This window comes from Nonomuraea africana (assembly GCF_014873535.1).
Taxonomy (GTDB): domain Bacteria; phylum Actinomycetota; class Actinomycetes; order Streptosporangiales; family Streptosporangiaceae; genus Nonomuraea; species Nonomuraea africana.
The window spans coordinates 8,461,855-8,477,008 of sequence record NZ_JADBEF010000001.1 but is presented as its reverse complement, the minus strand read 5'-3'; the positions used below and the strand labels follow the sequence as shown (position 1 = coordinate 8,477,008).

Here is a 15,154-nt window from a genome sequence, read left to right as displayed (position 1 = left end):
GCTCAGGACGGCAGGGCGACGGGGACGATCTCGGGGGCGCCCAGGCGGATCGCGTCGGCCTCCTGGTCGGTGTCCTGCTCCTGGGACAGCCGCTCGGCCTCCACCCGCTTGGTGAAGTACTCGACCTCCCTCTTCACCTGGTCGCCGTCCCACTCCAGCGGCCCGGCCAGCAGCTCGGCGGCCTCCTGCGCCACGGCGAGCCCCCGGTGGAAGGTCTCGATCGAGATGTGGGTGCGCCTGGTCAGCACGTCGTTGAGATGGCGCGCGCCCTCGTGGCTGGCCGCGTAGACGATCTCCGCGCGGAGGTAGTCGTCGGCCCCGTTGAGCGGACGGGCCAGCGAGCGGTCCGCCTCGATCAGCTCGAGCACCTCCTCGATGAGCGAGCCGTACCGCTGGAGCAGGTGCTCGATGCGCGCCACGTGCAGCCCGGAACTGTGCGCCAGGCGGTGACGGGCGTTCCACAGCGCCTGGTAGCCCTCGGCCCCCGCCAGCGGGATCCGGTCGGTGCACGAGTGGGGCACGCGCTGGTCCAGCCCGTGCGCCACGGCGTCCACCGCGTCCCTGGCCATCACCCGGTACGTGGTGTACTTGCCGCCGGCGATCATCACCAGGCCGGGCACCGGATGCGCCACCACGTGCTCGCGCGACAGCTTGGAGGTCTCCTCCGACTCGCCCGACAGCAGCGGCCGCAGCCCCGCGTAGACGCCCTCGACGTCGTCCCTGGTCAGCGGCACCGAGAGCACCGCGTTGACGTGGTCGAGCAGGTAGTCGATGTCGACCCTGGAGGCGGCCGGATGGGCCTTGTCGAGGGTCCACTCGGTGTCGGTGGTGCCGATGATCCAGTGCCTGCCCCAGGGGATCACGAAGAGCACGGACTTCTCGGTGCGCAGGATGATCCCGGTGAGGGAGTGGATACGGTCGCGCGGCACCACCAGGTGGATGCCCTTGGAGGCGCGGACGTGGATCTGCCCCCGCCCGCCGACCAGCTCCTGGATGTCGTCGGTCCAGACGCCCGTGGCGTTGACGACCTGCCTGGCCCTGATCTCGACCTCGGTGGAGTTCTCCAGGTCGCGCACCCGCACCCCGGTGACCCGCTCGCCCTCGCGCAGGAAGCCGACCACCTGGGCGCGCTGTGCCACACAGGCGCCGTAGGCGGCCGCGGTGCGGAGCATGGTCATCACGTAGCGGGCGTCGTCGACCTGGGCGTCCCAGTACTGCACGGCGCCGGTGAAGGCGGTCCGCTTCAGCGCGGGGGCCAGCCGCAGCGCCCTGCTCCTCGACAGGTGGCGGTGTCCCGGCACTCCTCTGGACAGCCTCGACGCGAAGCCGAGCGTGTCGTAGAGCGCCACCCCCGCCCCGACGTAGGGCCGTTCCCAGCCGTAATGGGTCATCGGGAAGAGGAACGGCACCGGCCGTACGAGGTGGGGGGCGATCCGCTGGAGGAGCAGCGCGCGCTCCTGCAGCGCCTCCCTGACGAGTTCGAAGTTGAGTTGCTCCAGGTAGCGCAGACCGCCGTGGATCAGTTTGGACGAGCGAGAGGAGGTGCCCGAGGCGAAGTCGCGCGCCTCGACCAGCCCTACGGACAGGCCACGGGTGACCGCGTCGAGCGCGATTCCCGCGCCGACGACGCCGCCGCCCACGACGACCACGTCCAGCTCTCGTTCCGCCATGGCGGCCAGCGCGGCCGATCTCTCGGCGGGACCGAGCCGGGCGGATCCGATATTCGCCGTCATGACTCCGAACGTACCCGCTTTCGGACGGCACGCCTCACGCGCGGATCACCTTCACGCCTGCCTCGGTGAGCTGTCCCGCGCGCTCGTCCGACAGCTGCTCGTCGGTCACGAGCGTGTCGATCCGGTCGATCGGGCAGATTCTGGCGAAGGCGCGCCTGCCCACCTTGGAGGAGTCGGCCACCACGATGACCTGGCTGGCCCTGCTGATGAGCAGGTTGTTGACCGAGGCCTCCCCCTCGTGGTGCGCCGAGGCGCCGAGCTCGACGTCGATCGCGTCGACGCCGAGGAAGGCCACGTCGAGCGTCACCTGCTCGAGCACGCCGCCCGCCAGCGGCCCGATGAGCTCGTACGACTGCTGCCTGGCCACGCCGCCGGTCACGACGATCTTCACGTGCTGGCGGACGGTGAGCTCGGCGGCGATGTTGAGCGCGTTGGTGACGATGGTGAACCCGGCCTCGAGCGTGGAGCGGGTGGCGAGGGTGCGGGCCAGTTCGGAGGTCGTGGTGCCGCCGTTCATGCCGACCACCGCCCCCGGCGAGACCAGCTCGGCGGCCGCCGCGGCGATGCGGTGCTTCTCGTCCGCGTGCCTCGCCGTCTTGTAGCGCAACGGCAGGTCGTAGCTGACACTCTGCGCGACCGCGCCCCCGCGCGTGCGCATGAGCATCTGCTGCTGGGCCAGTTGATCGAAGTCGCGGCGGATCGTCGCGGTGGAGACGTCGAGCGCTTCGGCAGCCTCCTCGACCGAGAGCCGTCCTTCCTGCGCGAGCAGCTCGAGAATCGAGTTCCATCGGTCATAACGGCTCATGAAGGCAAGCCTGACACAACCGGGGACCGCACGACCAGCACTGCACACTCATGCTCTGTTCTGATATAAAAAGAGCAGAAACAATCACAATCGGGAGGAAAGCCTTGACCACCCACACGGAGGCCGAGATCGCGTCCCAGCCGAGTTGCTGGCAACGCGCCGTCGCGCACATCCCGGCCGACGCCCTGCCCCAGCCGGGCGAGCGGGTCGCCGTCATCGGCTGTGGCACCTCCTGGTTCATCGCGATGGCCTACGCCACGCTGCGTGAGCAGGCGGGGCTCGGCGAGACCGACGCCTTCGCCGCGTCCGAGGCGCCGCTGGGCCGCTCCTACGACAGGGTGCTCGCGCTGACCCGCTCCGGCACCACCACCGAGGTCCTCGACCTGCTCGGCAAGGTCGACGCGAAGACCACGGCCATCACCGCGGACCCGAACACCCCCGTCATGACTCTGGCCGACCACGTCGTCGTGCTCGACTACGCCGACGAGCGGTCGGTCGTGCAGACCCGCTTCGCCACCACCCAGCTCGCGCTGCTGCGCGCCAGCCTCGGCGAGGACCTCACCCAGGCCATCGCCGACGCCACCGAGGCCGTCTCCGCGCCGCTGCCCGCCGAGCTGGTCGAGGCCGAGCAGTTCAGCTTCCTCGGCGCCGGCTGGTCGGTCGGTCTCGCCCAGGAGGCCGCGCTGAAGATGCGCGAGGCCTCGCGGTCGTGGACCGAGGCCTACCCCGCGATGGAGTACCGCCACGGCCCGATCAGCATCGCCGGGCCCGGACGCGTCACCTGGATGCTCGGCACCGCGCCCGAGGGCCTGCGTGAGCAGGTCGAGGCGACCGGCGGCACGTTCTTCGAGACCTCGCTCGACCCGATGGCCGAGCTGATCCGCGCCCAGCGGGTGGCCGTCGCGCGCGCCTTCGCCCGCGGGCTCGACCCCGACGAGCCGATGCACCTCACGCGATCTGTGATTCTTTCTCCATGAGCCTTACTCTCGCCGACGCCCGTATCGCGACCCCCGAGGGAGTTCACGACGGGTGGCTGACCATCGAAGACGGCCGCATCACGCATGTGGGCCACGGACCCGCCCCCCGAACGGGCCACAGCCTGGCCGGACGACTCGTCGTCCCGGGCTTCGTCGACATCCACAACCATGGCGGCGCGGGCGGGTCCTTTCCGACTGGTGAGCAGGACAAGGCGCGCGACGCGGTCGCGCTCCACGAGAGGCACGGCACCACCACGATGGTCGCCAGCCTGGTGACGGGGTCGGTCGAGGACATCGCCTCGGCCACCGCCTCCCTCGCCGAGCTGTGCGACGAGGGGCTCCTCGCCGGCATCCACTTCGAGGGTCCCTACATCTCCAAGGCGCGCTGCGGCGCGCACGACCCCAGGCTGCTGCGCGAGCCCGACCCCAAGGAGTTCGGCGAGCTGGTCAAGGCCGGGCGCGGGCACGTGCGCATGCTGACCATCGCCGCCGAGCTGCCCGGCGCGCTCGACACCATCCGTACGGCGGCCGCCGAAGGCGTCATCGCCGCCCTCGGCCACAGCGACGCCACCTACGACCAGACGATCGCCGGCATCGAAGCGGGCGCGCGGGTCGCCACCCACCTCTACAACGCGCTGCCCCCGCTCGGCCACCGCACGCCCGGCCCCATCGCGGCCCTACTGGAGGACGAGCGCGTCACGATCGAGCTGATCAACGACGGCGTGCACGTCCACCCCGCCATGCTGCGCCTGGCCTACACGGTCGCGGGGCCCGAGCGCACGGTGCTGATCACCGACGCGATGGCCGCCACGGGCATGGGCGACGGCACGTACGTGCTCGGCTCGATGGAGGTCAGCGTCAGGGACGGCGTCGCCCGCCTGGTCGAGGGCGGCTCGATCGCCGGCAGCACGCTGACCATGGACGTCGCCTTCCGCCGCGCCGTCCGGGAGGTCGGGTTCTCGATCGCGGAGGCGGTCGAGGTGTCCTCGCTCACCCCCGCCCGCGTGCTGGGCCTCGAGGACCGGATCGGCTCGATCGCCGCGGGCAAGGTGGCCGACCTGGTTGTCATGAACGACTCTCTCGAGGTCGCCGGCGTCATGCGGCGCGGCGCCTGGATCACGGAGCCCTGATGATCCTCACCGTCACGCTCAACGCCGCCCTCGACGTCACCTACCAGGTGCCCGACGCCGACTGGGACGGGGTGAACCGCGTCTCCGCGGTGCACAGGCGTGCCGGTGGCAAGGGTGTCAACGTCGCGCGGGTGCTCGCCGCCCTCGGCCGTGAGGTCGTGGTGGCGGGCCTCGTGGGCGGACCCACGGGCCAGGCCGTCCAGGCCGATCTCGACGCGGCGGGACTGCCCTCCGCCCTCACCCCCATCAGCGGCGACTCCCGCACCACGCTGGTGATCCACTCGACCACCACCGCGCTCTTCAACGAGCCGGGGCCCGTCGTGACCGCCGACGAGCTCGACCGCTTCGTCGCCGACTTCGCCCGCCTGGCCAAGGGGGCCGAGGCCGTCGTCATCTCCGGCAGCCTCCCCCGAGGCGTCCCCGCCGACTTCTACGCCACGCTCGCCGCCATGGCCGGCGTCCCCGCGATCGTCGACGCCGACGGCGAACCGCTCCGCCACGCGCCCAAGGGCAGGCCCGCGATCGTCAAGCCCAACAAGGAGGAGCTCGCCCGCGCCTTCCCCGGCGGGGGCGCCGAGGAGCTCATGGCCCAGGGCGCCGGGGCGGTCGTCGTCTCGATGGGCGAGGAAGGGCTGCACGCCATCACCCCTTCAGGAGTCTTCCGCGCGCGCATGCCGTACCGGGTGGAGGGGAACCCGACGGGTGCGGGCGACGCGCTGGTCGCCGGGCTGGCGCTCGGCCTGGCCGAGGGCACGCCCTGGCCCGAACGGCTGCGCAGGGCCGCCGCGCTGGGCGCCGCCGCCGTCGCCGCGCCCGTGGCGGGCGACTTCGACCGTGACGTGTTCGACGCCATCCACCCTCAGATCGTCATCGCTTAAGGAGCACCATGCCTCTCGTCGGCATCGCCGAGATCGTCCACAGCGCGAAGGCAGGAGTCGGCGCGTTCAACGTGATCCAGCTGGAGCACGCCACCGCCATCGTCGCGGGCGCCGAGGCGGCGGGCGCCCCCGTGGTGCTGCAGATCAGTGAGAACGCGGTCCGCTACCACGGCGCGCTCGAGCCCGTCGCGCTCGCCACGCTGGCCGTCGCCAGGCGCGCGGCCGTGCCCGTCGCCGTGCACCTCGACCACGCCACCGACAGGGCCCTCGTCGAGGAGGCCGTCTCCCTGGGCCTCGGCTCCGTCATGTTCGACGCCTCCGCGCTGCCCGACGAGGAGAACGTCGCCGCCACGGCCGAGGTCGTCGCCCACTGCCACGCGAACGGCGTGTGGGTGGAGGCCGAGCTGGGCGAGGTCGGCGGCAAGGACGGTGTGCACGCCCCCGGGGCCCGTACCAAGCCGCACGAGGCCGTCGACTACGTCGCCCGCACCGGCGTGGACGCGCTCGCGGTCGCCGTCGGCACCTCGCACGCGATGACCACCAAGGACGCCGTGCTCGACCTGGCGCTGATCGCGGAGCTGGCCGCCGCGGTGCCGGTGCCGCTGGTGCTGCACGGCTCCTCCGGCGTCTCCGACGACAACCTGCGCGACGCCGTACGGCACGGCATGAAGAAGATCAACATCGCCACGCACCTCAACAAGGCGTTCACCGGCGCGGTCCGCGAGTACCTGGCCGCCGACCCCAAGGTGGTCGACTCCCGCAAGTACCTCAGGGCCGGACGCGACGCGGTGGCCCGCGAGGTCACCCACCTGCTCGGCGTCCTGGGCTGAACCGCGGAGCCCTGCCGTACGTGTGAGCGGGTATGCGCCTGCTCACCTTCCTCGCCGTCCTCGCCGGTTTCCTCCTGGTGCCGGCGGGCACGGCCTGCGCCTGCAGCTGCGTGCCCTTCGAGCCCCGCGCGGCGGTGGGCAACGCGGCCTCGGTGTTCACGGGGACGGTCACCGGCCTGCGGCAGCTCCCTGGCTCGCCGCTCGGGCCGACGCCGCCCTTCGTGGTGACGTTCGCGGTGGACCAGATCTACAAGGGTGAGCGGCAGGCCACGGTCGAGGTGGCGACCAACGCCGACTCGGCCTCCTGCGGCTACCGGTTCGCGCAGGGGGCGCGCTACCTCGTGTTCGCCTCCGACGGGCCGATGGGCAGCGGGCTGTTCTCGACGGATCCCGGCACCACGCTGTACTCCTCGCTCTGCTCGGGGAACGTGGCGCTCAGGCCGGGGAGCGGTCCCCTGCGCAGGGGCGACGAGGCCGCGTCGCCGGAGTTCGCGGGGCAGTCCCTCACGAAGGAGCTGCTCACCGTCCTCGGCCGCCCGGCGCCCGCTGTGTCGCCCAGCGGGTCCCCCGCGGCGTCCCCCGCGGTGTCTCCCGCGGCGGCGGAGGCCATGCGGGAGCGCGGCCCGGCCTGGGGGCCGGTCATGAGCGGCGCGGTCCTGCTGGCGGGGGCCGCAGCGGTGGCGTGGCTCTCGGCGAGGCCGAGGGCGAAGCGAAAGCGCACCCGCTGACCTGCGCCCTGTCAGTCGTCCAGCTGTCAGTCGTCCAGCGCTCGCAGCACCCGCTCGACCTGCCGTCCGAACGTGCCCGGCGGGTTGCGCGGGCCCTCGCCCGACAGCAGGAACAGCCACGTCAACGCCTGCAGCCTGCGGCACTCGCGCACCCTGGCCGCCTCGTCGCGGTCGAGTTCGACCCAGGCCGTGACATCGACCTCGCCGTCTACCCAGGCCGACACGTGCTCGGCCGCCTCGGCGAGTTCGAAGGCCCGGTCGCTGCGGCCCGAGTCCTCGAAGTCCACGATCCGCACGCGCGTGCCGTCCCAGAGGAAGTTGGCCAGGTTGCCGTCTCCCGCGCCGAAGGCGGGTCGCGCGCCTGCGGGACCCGGCCGCCAGCCGTCCAGCCACCTGGCGCCCTCCCTCACCGCGAGGTCGGCGAGCGAGCCCCTGGGCCGCCACCGGGCGCACCACTCGCGCACCTGCGCGGACAGTTGGGCTGCCTGCCATGGCCGCTCGGGCACGCCGGCGAGGATCCGGGCGGGCACCGCCTCGTGCAGCCTCGCGAGCGCCTCTGCCAGGCCCTCCAGATGCGGCGGGCCGAGTGTCAGACCCCGCAACGGCGTCCCTTCCAACCGCGACATCACCACCACGCCGGGCTCGAAGGCGATCGGCTCGGGCGTGAGTCCCGGCGCGTGCTCGGCCAGCAGGGACAGCGCGCGCCACTCGCGCTCGGCTCCCCCCGCCTTCCCGTCGACGAAGCGCTTGGTGACCACGTCGCCGTCCACCGCAACCACGTGCGTGCCCTGAAGATCGGCCATCACGGTCGTGGAGTCTACGAGCTGGGCATGAGCCGTTCGACCGCCCGCGTCACGAGCTCCTCGCTCTCCTCGGGGCTGAACACGTCGGGCAGCGTGAGCCGCTCCACGATCAGCCAGTTCATCGCCAGGTAGAGCAGCTTCACCATGGTCGCGTCGCCCGGCAGGCCCGACTCCAGGTGGTAGCGGACGTTCGCCTCGACATCGGCCCTGATGCGCTCCGTCAGGACGGCCCGCAGCGCGGCCCGCCGCGTCGCCTCCAGCCTCAGCTCCAGCAGGGCGAGATAGCCGATGTCGTAGGCGGTGATCCTGGCCACCAGCTCCCGCATCAGCTCGACGGTCCTGCCCTGGTCGCGGGGCCCCTTCAGGCTCAGCTCCATCGTGGCCTCGTCGGGCTGCAGCCGCTCGTAGATCCGGCCGCCCGCCTGGGTGAGCAGATCGTCGCGGTTGGCGAAGTAGTTGGACGCGGTGCCCGTCGGCACGCCCGCCCTCGACGAGGGCATCACCAGCCCGTACAGCCCGCTGCGGCAGTACGTGCTCTCCACGACGCTGCCCGACAGCACCGACCCCGAGGTCGAGATCGTCAGGGGCGAGCCGCTGGAGCTGGTGCGGCGGCTGAAGAAGGAGGAGGGCATGGACATCTACCTGGCCGGCGGCGGCCGGCTGGCCGCGGCGGTCCTGCCGGAGATCGACGAGCTGATCATCAAGCACTACCCGGTGGTCGCGGGCACGGGCGTCCCCGCCTTCTCCGGGGAGTTCAGGCCCACGCTGTTCATCCCGACCACGTCCGAGACCTTCAGCAACGGGGCGCGGGTCACGTGGTACGCCAGGACGTGAGAGCGCCCCTGAACGGCGGCGCCCCGGCAGACGACGAGACCCGCACCGCCGTACGGCGGTGCGGGTCTCGTGTGTGATCGGGAGGGTCAGCGCTGGACCGGCGCCACGACCACCTCGACGCGCTGGAACTCCTTGATGTCGGAGTAGCCCGTGGAGGCCATCGTCCGCTTGAGCGCGCCCATCAGGTTCATCGAGCCGTCGGCCACACTGGAGGGCCCGTGCAGGATCTGCTCCAGGGTGCCGACCGTGCCGAACTCCACGCGACGCCCGCGCGGGAGGTCGGGGTGGTGCGCCTCCGAACCCCAGTGGAAGCCGTGTCCAGGCGCCTCGGCCGCCCTGGCCAGCGGCGAGCCGACCATCACCGCGTCGGCGCCGCAGGCTATGGCCTTGGCGATGTCGCCCGAGGTGCCCATGCCGCCGTCGGCGATCACGTGGACGTACCTGCCGCCCGACTCGTCGAGGTAGTCGCGGCGGGCCGCCGCGACGTCGGAGATCGCCGTGGCCATCGGCACCGCGACGCCGAGCACGTTGCGCGTGGTGTGCGAGGCCCCGCCGCCGAAGCCCACCAGCACGCCCGCGGCGCCGGTGCGCATCAGGTGCAGCGCGGCGGTGTAGGTGGCGCAGCCGCCGACGATCACCGGCACGTCGAGCTCGTAGATGAACTGCTTGAGGTTCAGCGGTTCGGCCTTGCTCGAGACGTGCTCGGCCGAGACCGTGGTGCCGCGGATGACGAAGATGTCGACGCCCGCGTCGATGACCGCCTTGTGGAACTGCACGGTGCGCTGCGGCGACAGGCGGACCGCGGTGGTCACGCCGGCGTCGCGGATCTCGTGGATCCTGCGCCCGATCAGCTCCTCCTTGATCGGGGCCGTGTAGATCTCCTGGAGCCTGCGCGTGGCCGCCTCGATGTCGAGGGAGGCACACTCCTCGAGGAGCGGCCTGGGGTCCTCGTAGCGCGTCCAGAGGCCCTCCAGGTCGAGCGGCGCGAGACCGCCGAGCTTGCCGATCGCGATCGCCGTCGCGGGCGACACGACGCTGTCCATGGGCGCGACCACGACGGGCAGCTCGAACCGGTAGGCGTCGATCTGCCAGGTGATCGAGACCTCCTCCGGGTCGCGCGTGCGCCGAGACGGCACCAGGCCGATCTCGTCGAGCGCGTAGGCACGGCGGCCGGTCTTGCCGCGGCCGATCTCCACCTGAGTCATCAAAAAATTACCTTCTGTGATAGTTCGGAGCTTCGACCGTCATCTGGATGTCGTGCGGGTGGCTCTCCTTGAGGCCGGCCGAGGTGATCGGCATGAGCTGGCTGCGCTCGTGCATCTCGGAGATCGTGCGGCATCCTGCGTACCACATGCCCTGGTGGAGGCCGCCGACGAGCTGGTAGGTGACGGCGGAGACGGGGCCGCGGTAGGGCACCTGGCCCTCGATGCCCTCGGGGATGTACTTGTCCTCGGAGCTGACCTCGTCCTGGCCGTAGCGGTCCTTGCTGAAGGAGGTGCCGCCGCGCTCGCGGTTGCGGACCGCGCCGAGCGAGCCCATGCCCCGGTAGGACTTGAACTGCTTGCCGTTGATGAAGATCAGGTCGCCGGGCGACTCCTCGCACCCGGCCAGCAGCGAGCCGAGCATGACCGTGTCGGCCCCCGCCGCGATCGCCTTGACGATGTCGCCCGAGTACTGCAGGCCGCCGTCGCCGATCAGCGGGACGCCCGCGGGACCGCAGGCCAGCGCCGCCTGGTGGATGGCGGTGATCTGCGGCGCGCCCACGCCCGCGACCACGCGGGTGGTGCAGATCGAGCCGGGGCCCACCCCGACCTTGACGGCGTCGGCGCCCGCGTCGATCAGCAACTGCGCGCCCGCGCGGGTCGCGACGTTGCCGCCGATCACGTCGATGCCCTGGCTGTTCGCCTTGACCTTGGCGATCATGTCGCCGACGCCCTTGGAGTCGCCGTGGGCGGTGTCGACGATGATGACGTCGACGCCCGCGTCGATGAGGGCCTGCGCGCGCTGCTCGGCGTCGCCCGCCACGCCGATGGCCGCGCCCACGATCAGGCGGCCGTCGGCGTCCTTGGTGGACAGCGGGTACTGCTCGCTCTTGGTGAAGTCCTTGATGGTGATGAGGCCGCGCAGCCTGCCCTGGCCGTCGACGAGCGGCAGCTTCTCGATCTTGTTCGCCTTGAGCAGCGCGAACGCGTCGTCGCGCGAGACCCCGACCGGCGCGGTGACCAGCGGCATGGCGGTCATGACCTCACGCACGGTGCGGCTCTGGTCGCTCTCGTAGCGCATGTCACGGTTGGTGACGATGCCGAGGAGCACGCCGTCGGCGTCGGTGACGGGGGCTCCGGAGATGCGGTAGGCGGCGCACAGCCGCTCGACGTCGGCGAGAGTGTCGTCGGGCGAGCAGGTCACCGGATTGGTGACCATGCCGGCCTCGGAGCGCTTCACCAGGTCGGCCTGCTGGGCCTGCTCCTCGATGGACAGGTTGCGGTGCAGGATGCCGATGCCGCCCTGGCGGGCCATCGCCACCGCCATGCGCGCCTCGGTCACGGTGTCCATCGCGGCGGAGACCAGCGGGATGGACAGGGTGATGCCCCGTGAGAGCCGTGTCGCCGTGCTCGCGTCACCCGGCTGCATGTCCGAATAGGCGGGAACGAGCAACACGTCGTCGAACGTGAGCCCCGTTTCAGTGAATTTGGACATGCCGTGACCCCTCCAGCCGCCATCCCTGCTTGTCGCAGCAAGTTTAGTGGGTGCGGCCAAAAGGATCAGGGCGGGTCTGGAGGACGATGACCCCCACGGTCCGTCGTCCTCCAGGCATCGAAGTGCCGAGGAACCGGGACGGTCGGTGATCCGTCCCGGTTCCCCGGCCACCGGCAGCCTCGGGTGAGGCGCGGAATGCCACCGAACCCCCCTCCGCGTCCTAGTGGCGGCGCTGCTCGCTCCAAAGGGTGCCGACGCTGGGTTAATGCTGCGTTACCCCGTGGCACACCGCAATGTTCAAACGTGCAATTGCACGAAGTTGCACCGCCTGCGGAGGAGTCGGCGCAAGGACGGGACAGGGCCCTGCCGCCGGGTTATTCTCGCGGCACGCCCGTGTCCCCTCTACGGAGCACAGCACATGCGCAACGACTCCAGCACCATGCCCGACCCGCTCGAGACCCTCGGCCTCGATCCGGCACAGACCGCGCTGTACACGGCGGTGCTGAGACTGCACAGGGCCACCTTGAGCGAGCTCGCGGCGGCCATGGACGGCCCGATCGACACCGTCGGCAGGCAACTCGACGATCTCGTCCGGCTGGGCGTCGTCGATGAGCAGTCAGGCCACTACCTCGCCCGCCATCCCGCGGCCGCGCTCGGCAGGCTGATCGCCGAACGCCTCGACCTGCTGGCCGAGGAGAGCCGCCGCATCGACTCCGCGCTCGGCTCCATCCGCCACCTCATCCGCGACTACGACGCCGGGCGCGACTACCAGAGCGGCCCGTTCACCGTCGAGCAGGTCAGCGGCGCCGACATCCTCTACGAGAGCGTCGTCGGCATCGCCGTGCAGTCGCCCACGCCCATGGATCTGCTCACCGCGATCCCCGACGAGCGAACCATGATCGACTTCGCCAGGAAGTTCGCCGACCCGTGGGTCGACGCGCAGCGGCGCGGCCTGCTGGCGCTGCGCGCGATCATCCCGGTGGCGACGCTGCCGCTGCCCGGGGTGCGCGACCAGCTCAGCCGCCTGATCGAGACCGGCGGTCAGGTCCGCACCCTCGACAGGGTGCCGAGCTGGTTCATGACCGCGGGCGCGGGAGTGGCGGGCCTGCCCGCCACCTGGGGCGGCAACCTGCCCGACCACGCCTACAACTTCTACGTCGTACGGGCGCCCATCGTCGTCGGCGTGCTGCACTCGCTGTTCGAGGAGTTGTGGGCGAGGGCGATGCCGCTGCCGTGGGGGCGCAAGGCCGACGGGGTGGTGCAGGTGCTGCGGCTGGCCGCGCAGGGCATGTGCGACGACTCCATCGCGCGGCACCTCGGGGTGTCGGTGCGCACGGTCCGCGCCAGGTTCGCCGACGCCATGGCCGAGTTGGGCGCGCAGTCGCGCTTCCACGCCGGGGTGGAGGCCGCCCGCAGAGGATGGCTCACGTAGAGCGCCCCATCAGTCATATGGTGGGAAGGTGCTGGAAGACGTGCCACCGGACCCGTTCGCGGACGACCCGAACGACCCCAGCTCGGCGCTGGGCGACCTCGACGACGCCGAACCGCTGACCGCTGCCGAACGCGACGAGGCCATCACCGACCTCGCCGACGTCGAGGTCTTCCGCTCGCTGCTGGAGCCCCAGGGGGTGCTCGGCCTCGTTCTCGACTGCCCCGAATGCTCCGAGCAGCACTTCTTCGACTGGGAGCTGCTGCGCGGCAACCTCCGCCAGATGATCGAGAACGGCCAGCCGCAGGTGCACGAACCGGCCTTCCACCCCGACCCGTCCGACTACGTGAGCTGGGAGTACGCCAGAGGCTACGTCGACGGTGTCATCGACACCGAGGAACGGCACTGACTGACGTCCTCGACCAGCGCCGCCAGCAGCCTGGCCGCCTGATCCCACGCGGGCGGCGCCTCACCCCGTGACAGGGCGTCGAGAAGCGCGTCGCTCTCCTCCTCGGTCAAGCGATCGACTCCAGCTCGGCCATCTGCCGCAACCTGGCCAGGGCCCGATGCTGGGCGACCCGAACCGCTCCTGGTGACATGCCGAGTACATTACCGGTCTCCTCGGCCGACAGCCCTGATACCACCCGCAACAGCAGCAACTCGCGCTGGTTGTCGGGCAGCCTCGACAGCAGCCTGCGGGCCTGCTCCACCTCGATGTAGCGGACCACCGTCTCCTCGGGACCCGGCCCGTCGTCGGGCCCGTCGGGCAGATCCTGCGTGGGTACGGCCGAGCGCACCGAACTGCGCAGCGCGTCGGCGACCTTGTGCGAGGCGATCCCGAACACGAACGAGGCGAACGGCCGCCCCATATCGCGATAGCGCGGCAGTGCGGACAGAACGGCGATGCACACTTCCTGCGCCACATCATCTGCAATGTGATATTGCCCTGAAACCCTGCCGAGGCGCGCCCGGCAATAGCGCACCACCATCGGGCGGAGCTCCCCGAGCAGAGATTCGATCGCACTGCGATCCCCCTGGACGGCGAGGCTCGTCAGTTCCCGAAGGTCGGACTCATCCGATCGTGCCGGAAGTCTCGACGCTAGCCTTACCCCAATTTTGGCGTCGGCGACGCTTCCCTCGCTCACGTTAGGCATGATGCCCGCACTGATCCTGCATGTCGTCATAGCGAACGGCTACGGATTGGTCACATTGAGGGGACGATAACGGGGCGTAATCGAATGACGACACTAAGCCTTTCGGGGTGACACAATATTTCACGCGATTAGCCGAAATGCACGATACTTGTCAGACTCCTGGACGCTTTACGAACGCGTTCGGTTTACCGGAATAAGGCCACTTTCCGGACACCTTGCCCTTCTTTGCCCGCGCGTCTCCCCCGTCACAACGGATCGTCCACTCCCCCATGGCACGCCGCCGCCCCTGGCACCGCCAACCAGGAGCTCCCGCCTCACTCATCGAACAGAGCTCATCCGGCGTGGATGAGCTCACCTCACCCGCCATGTGGGAGAACCTGCCTCATCCGCCACAGGCTGCGCACCGGCCCACTTCGCCCGAGCTCATTCCACCGCCAAGCGGGGGCCGGCCGCCCAGAGGGGCTCATCGCTAGTGCAGAGGGAACGGAAGGCCGCGCTCTGCTGCGGGTCTGGCGCCGTGGATGCGTCGCTCCTCCTCGGTGATCGCCACATCGTTGATGCTGGCCTCGCGCCGCCGCATCAGCCCCTCGGCGTCGAACTCCCACAACTCGTTGCCGTAGCTGCGCCACCACTGCCCCGCGGCATTACGCCACTCGTACTGGAACCGCACCGCGATCCTGTCGTCGCCGAACGCCCAGAGCTCCTTGCGCAGGGCGTAGTCCAGCTCCCTGGCCCACTTCTCGGTCAGGAACCGTTCGATCTCGGCTCTCCCCGTGACGAACACGTCGCGGTTGCGCCAGACGGAGTCGGGCGTGTAAGCCAGCGCCACCGCGCGGGGTCGCGGGTGTTCCACGCGTCCTCGGCGGCCTGGACCTTGGCCAGCGCGTCGGTCTCCGTGAAGGGCGGAACAGGCGGACGAGACATGACGAACCTCCAGTGCGAAACAGGTGGCTGGGACTTGATGAACCCTCGGCGCCTGACGAACCTCCGGCGCGGAACAAGGGGACGAGACTCGATGAACCTCCGGCGCGGCTGACGAACCCCGGTGGACGGGACCAGGCGACCCTCCGATGCCGAACCGAACAGGTAGACGCGACGGGAGTGGTCTAACAGCAGCGGCCCCGCCACCTCGCGAACCAGCGCGGTCGCCTCGCGC

At 70.8% G+C, this 15,154-nt stretch carries 15 protein-coding genes and 1 pseudogene; 8 read left to right on the top strand and 8 right to left on the bottom strand.

Features of this window, described 5'->3' with window-relative positions; all coding sequences use genetic code 11:
• Positions 1–2: 2 nt before the first annotated feature.
• On the bottom strand, positions 3–1,733 hold the full coding sequence (locus H4W81_RS40715) for a glycerol-3-phosphate dehydrogenase/oxidase (protein WP_192779658.1): 1,731 nt from the start codon (positions 1,731–1,733) through the stop codon (positions 3–5).
• A 34-nt stretch (positions 1,734–1,767) separates the two neighbouring features.
• Positions 1,768–2,538: a DeoR/GlpR family DNA-binding transcription regulator gene (locus H4W81_RS40710; protein WP_192779657.1), complete on the bottom strand. Its 771-nt coding sequence runs from the start codon at positions 2,536–2,538 to the stop codon at positions 1,768–1,770.
• Positions 2,539–2,642: 104 nt separating this feature from the next.
• Here H4W81_RS40710 and H4W81_RS40705 point away from each other — a divergent pair, with 104 nt between their 5' ends.
• From H4W81_RS40705 to H4W81_RS40685, 5 genes are read left to right on the top strand one after another with little or no spacing between them, the layout of a single operon-like run.
• Entirely contained in the window at positions 2,643–3,515 is an 873-nt protein-coding gene (locus tag H4W81_RS40705; protein WP_225959030.1) for an SIS domain-containing protein, read from the top strand.
• Positions 3,512–4,645, top strand: a complete 1,134-nt coding sequence (gene nagA, locus H4W81_RS40700; protein ID WP_192779655.1) for an N-acetylglucosamine-6-phosphate deacetylase — start codon at positions 3,512–3,514, stop codon at positions 4,643–4,645. Before H4W81_RS40705 ends, nagA begins: the two co-directional genes overlap by 4 nt.
• A complete protein-coding gene (locus H4W81_RS40695) occupies positions 4,645–5,523 on the top strand; it encodes a 1-phosphofructokinase family hexose kinase (protein WP_192779654.1) in 879 nt (292 codons plus the stop codon). Before nagA ends, H4W81_RS40695 begins: the two co-directional genes overlap by 1 nt.
• Before the next feature lie 8 nt (positions 5,524–5,531).
• Positions 5,532–6,353 carry a class II fructose-bisphosphate aldolase gene (locus H4W81_RS40690; RefSeq protein ID WP_192779653.1) on the top strand — a complete coding sequence of 274 codons (822 nt, stop codon included), beginning with the start codon at positions 5,532–5,534 and terminating at the stop codon, positions 6,351–6,353.
• 32 nt (positions 6,354–6,385) lie between these two features.
• Positions 6,386–7,081 (top strand): hypothetical protein, encoded by a 696-nt coding sequence (locus tag H4W81_RS40685; RefSeq protein WP_192779652.1) that lies wholly within the window; start codon positions 6,386–6,388, stop codon positions 7,079–7,081.
• Between the two features lie 26 nt (positions 7,082–7,107).
• Here H4W81_RS40685 and H4W81_RS40680 read toward each other — a convergent pair whose 3' ends face one another.
• Together H4W81_RS40680 and H4W81_RS40675 are read right to left on the bottom strand one after the other, a co-directional pair.
• On the bottom strand, positions 7,108–7,884 hold the full coding sequence (locus tag H4W81_RS40680) for a phosphotransferase family protein (protein ID WP_192781335.1): 777 nt from the start codon (positions 7,882–7,884) through the stop codon (positions 7,108–7,110).
• Between the two features lie 14 nt (positions 7,885–7,898).
• The gene (locus tag H4W81_RS40675; RefSeq protein WP_192779651.1) at positions 7,899–8,384 is read right to left on the bottom strand and encodes a TetR/AcrR family transcriptional regulator; all 486 of its coding nucleotides are present in this window, start codon (positions 8,382–8,384) and stop codon (positions 7,899–7,901) included.
• On the opposite strand from H4W81_RS40675, the gene H4W81_RS40670 reads away from it, so the two are divergent.
• Entirely contained in the window at positions 8,350–8,718 is a 369-nt protein-coding gene (locus H4W81_RS40670) for a dihydrofolate reductase family protein (RefSeq protein WP_318782378.1), read from the top strand. The genes H4W81_RS40675 and H4W81_RS40670 overlap by 35 nt on opposite strands.
• 86 nt (positions 8,719–8,804) lie before the next feature.
• Here the strand turns inward: H4W81_RS40670 and H4W81_RS40665 are convergent, their stop codons facing one another.
• Together H4W81_RS40665 and guaB are read right to left on the bottom strand one after the other, a co-directional pair.
• Positions 8,805–9,923, bottom strand: coding sequence for a GuaB3 family IMP dehydrogenase-related protein (locus H4W81_RS40665; protein WP_192779649.1), 1,119 nt, complete (start codon positions 9,921–9,923; stop codon positions 8,805–8,807).
• 7 nt (positions 9,924–9,930) lie between these two features.
• Positions 9,931–11,415: an IMP dehydrogenase gene (guaB, locus tag H4W81_RS40660; RefSeq protein ID WP_192779648.1), complete on the bottom strand. Its 1,485-nt coding sequence runs from the start codon at positions 11,413–11,415 to the stop codon at positions 9,931–9,933.
• 418 nt (positions 11,416–11,833) lie between these two features.
• On the opposite strand from guaB, the gene H4W81_RS40655 reads away from it, so the two are divergent.
• A complete protein-coding gene (locus H4W81_RS40655) occupies positions 11,834–12,847 on the top strand; it encodes a helix-turn-helix transcriptional regulator (protein WP_192779647.1) in 1,014 nt (337 codons plus the stop codon).
• 28 nt (positions 12,848–12,875) lie between these two features.
• Positions 12,876–13,253 carry a DUF5319 domain-containing protein gene (locus tag H4W81_RS40650; RefSeq protein ID WP_183650746.1) on the top strand — a complete coding sequence of 126 codons (378 nt, stop codon included), beginning with the start codon at positions 12,876–12,878 and terminating at the stop codon, positions 13,251–13,253.
• 106 nt (positions 13,254–13,359) lie between these two features.
• Here H4W81_RS40650 and H4W81_RS40645 read toward each other — a convergent pair whose 3' ends face one another.
• Entirely contained in the window at positions 13,360–13,998 is a 639-nt protein-coding gene (locus H4W81_RS40645) for a sigma-70 family RNA polymerase sigma factor (RefSeq protein WP_225959028.1), read from the bottom strand.
• A gap of 469 nt (positions 13,999–14,467) precedes the next feature.
• A pseudogene (locus H4W81_RS40640) lies at positions 14,468–14,922 on the bottom strand (nuclear transport factor 2 family protein).
• Positions 14,923–15,154 lie beyond the last annotated feature (232 nt).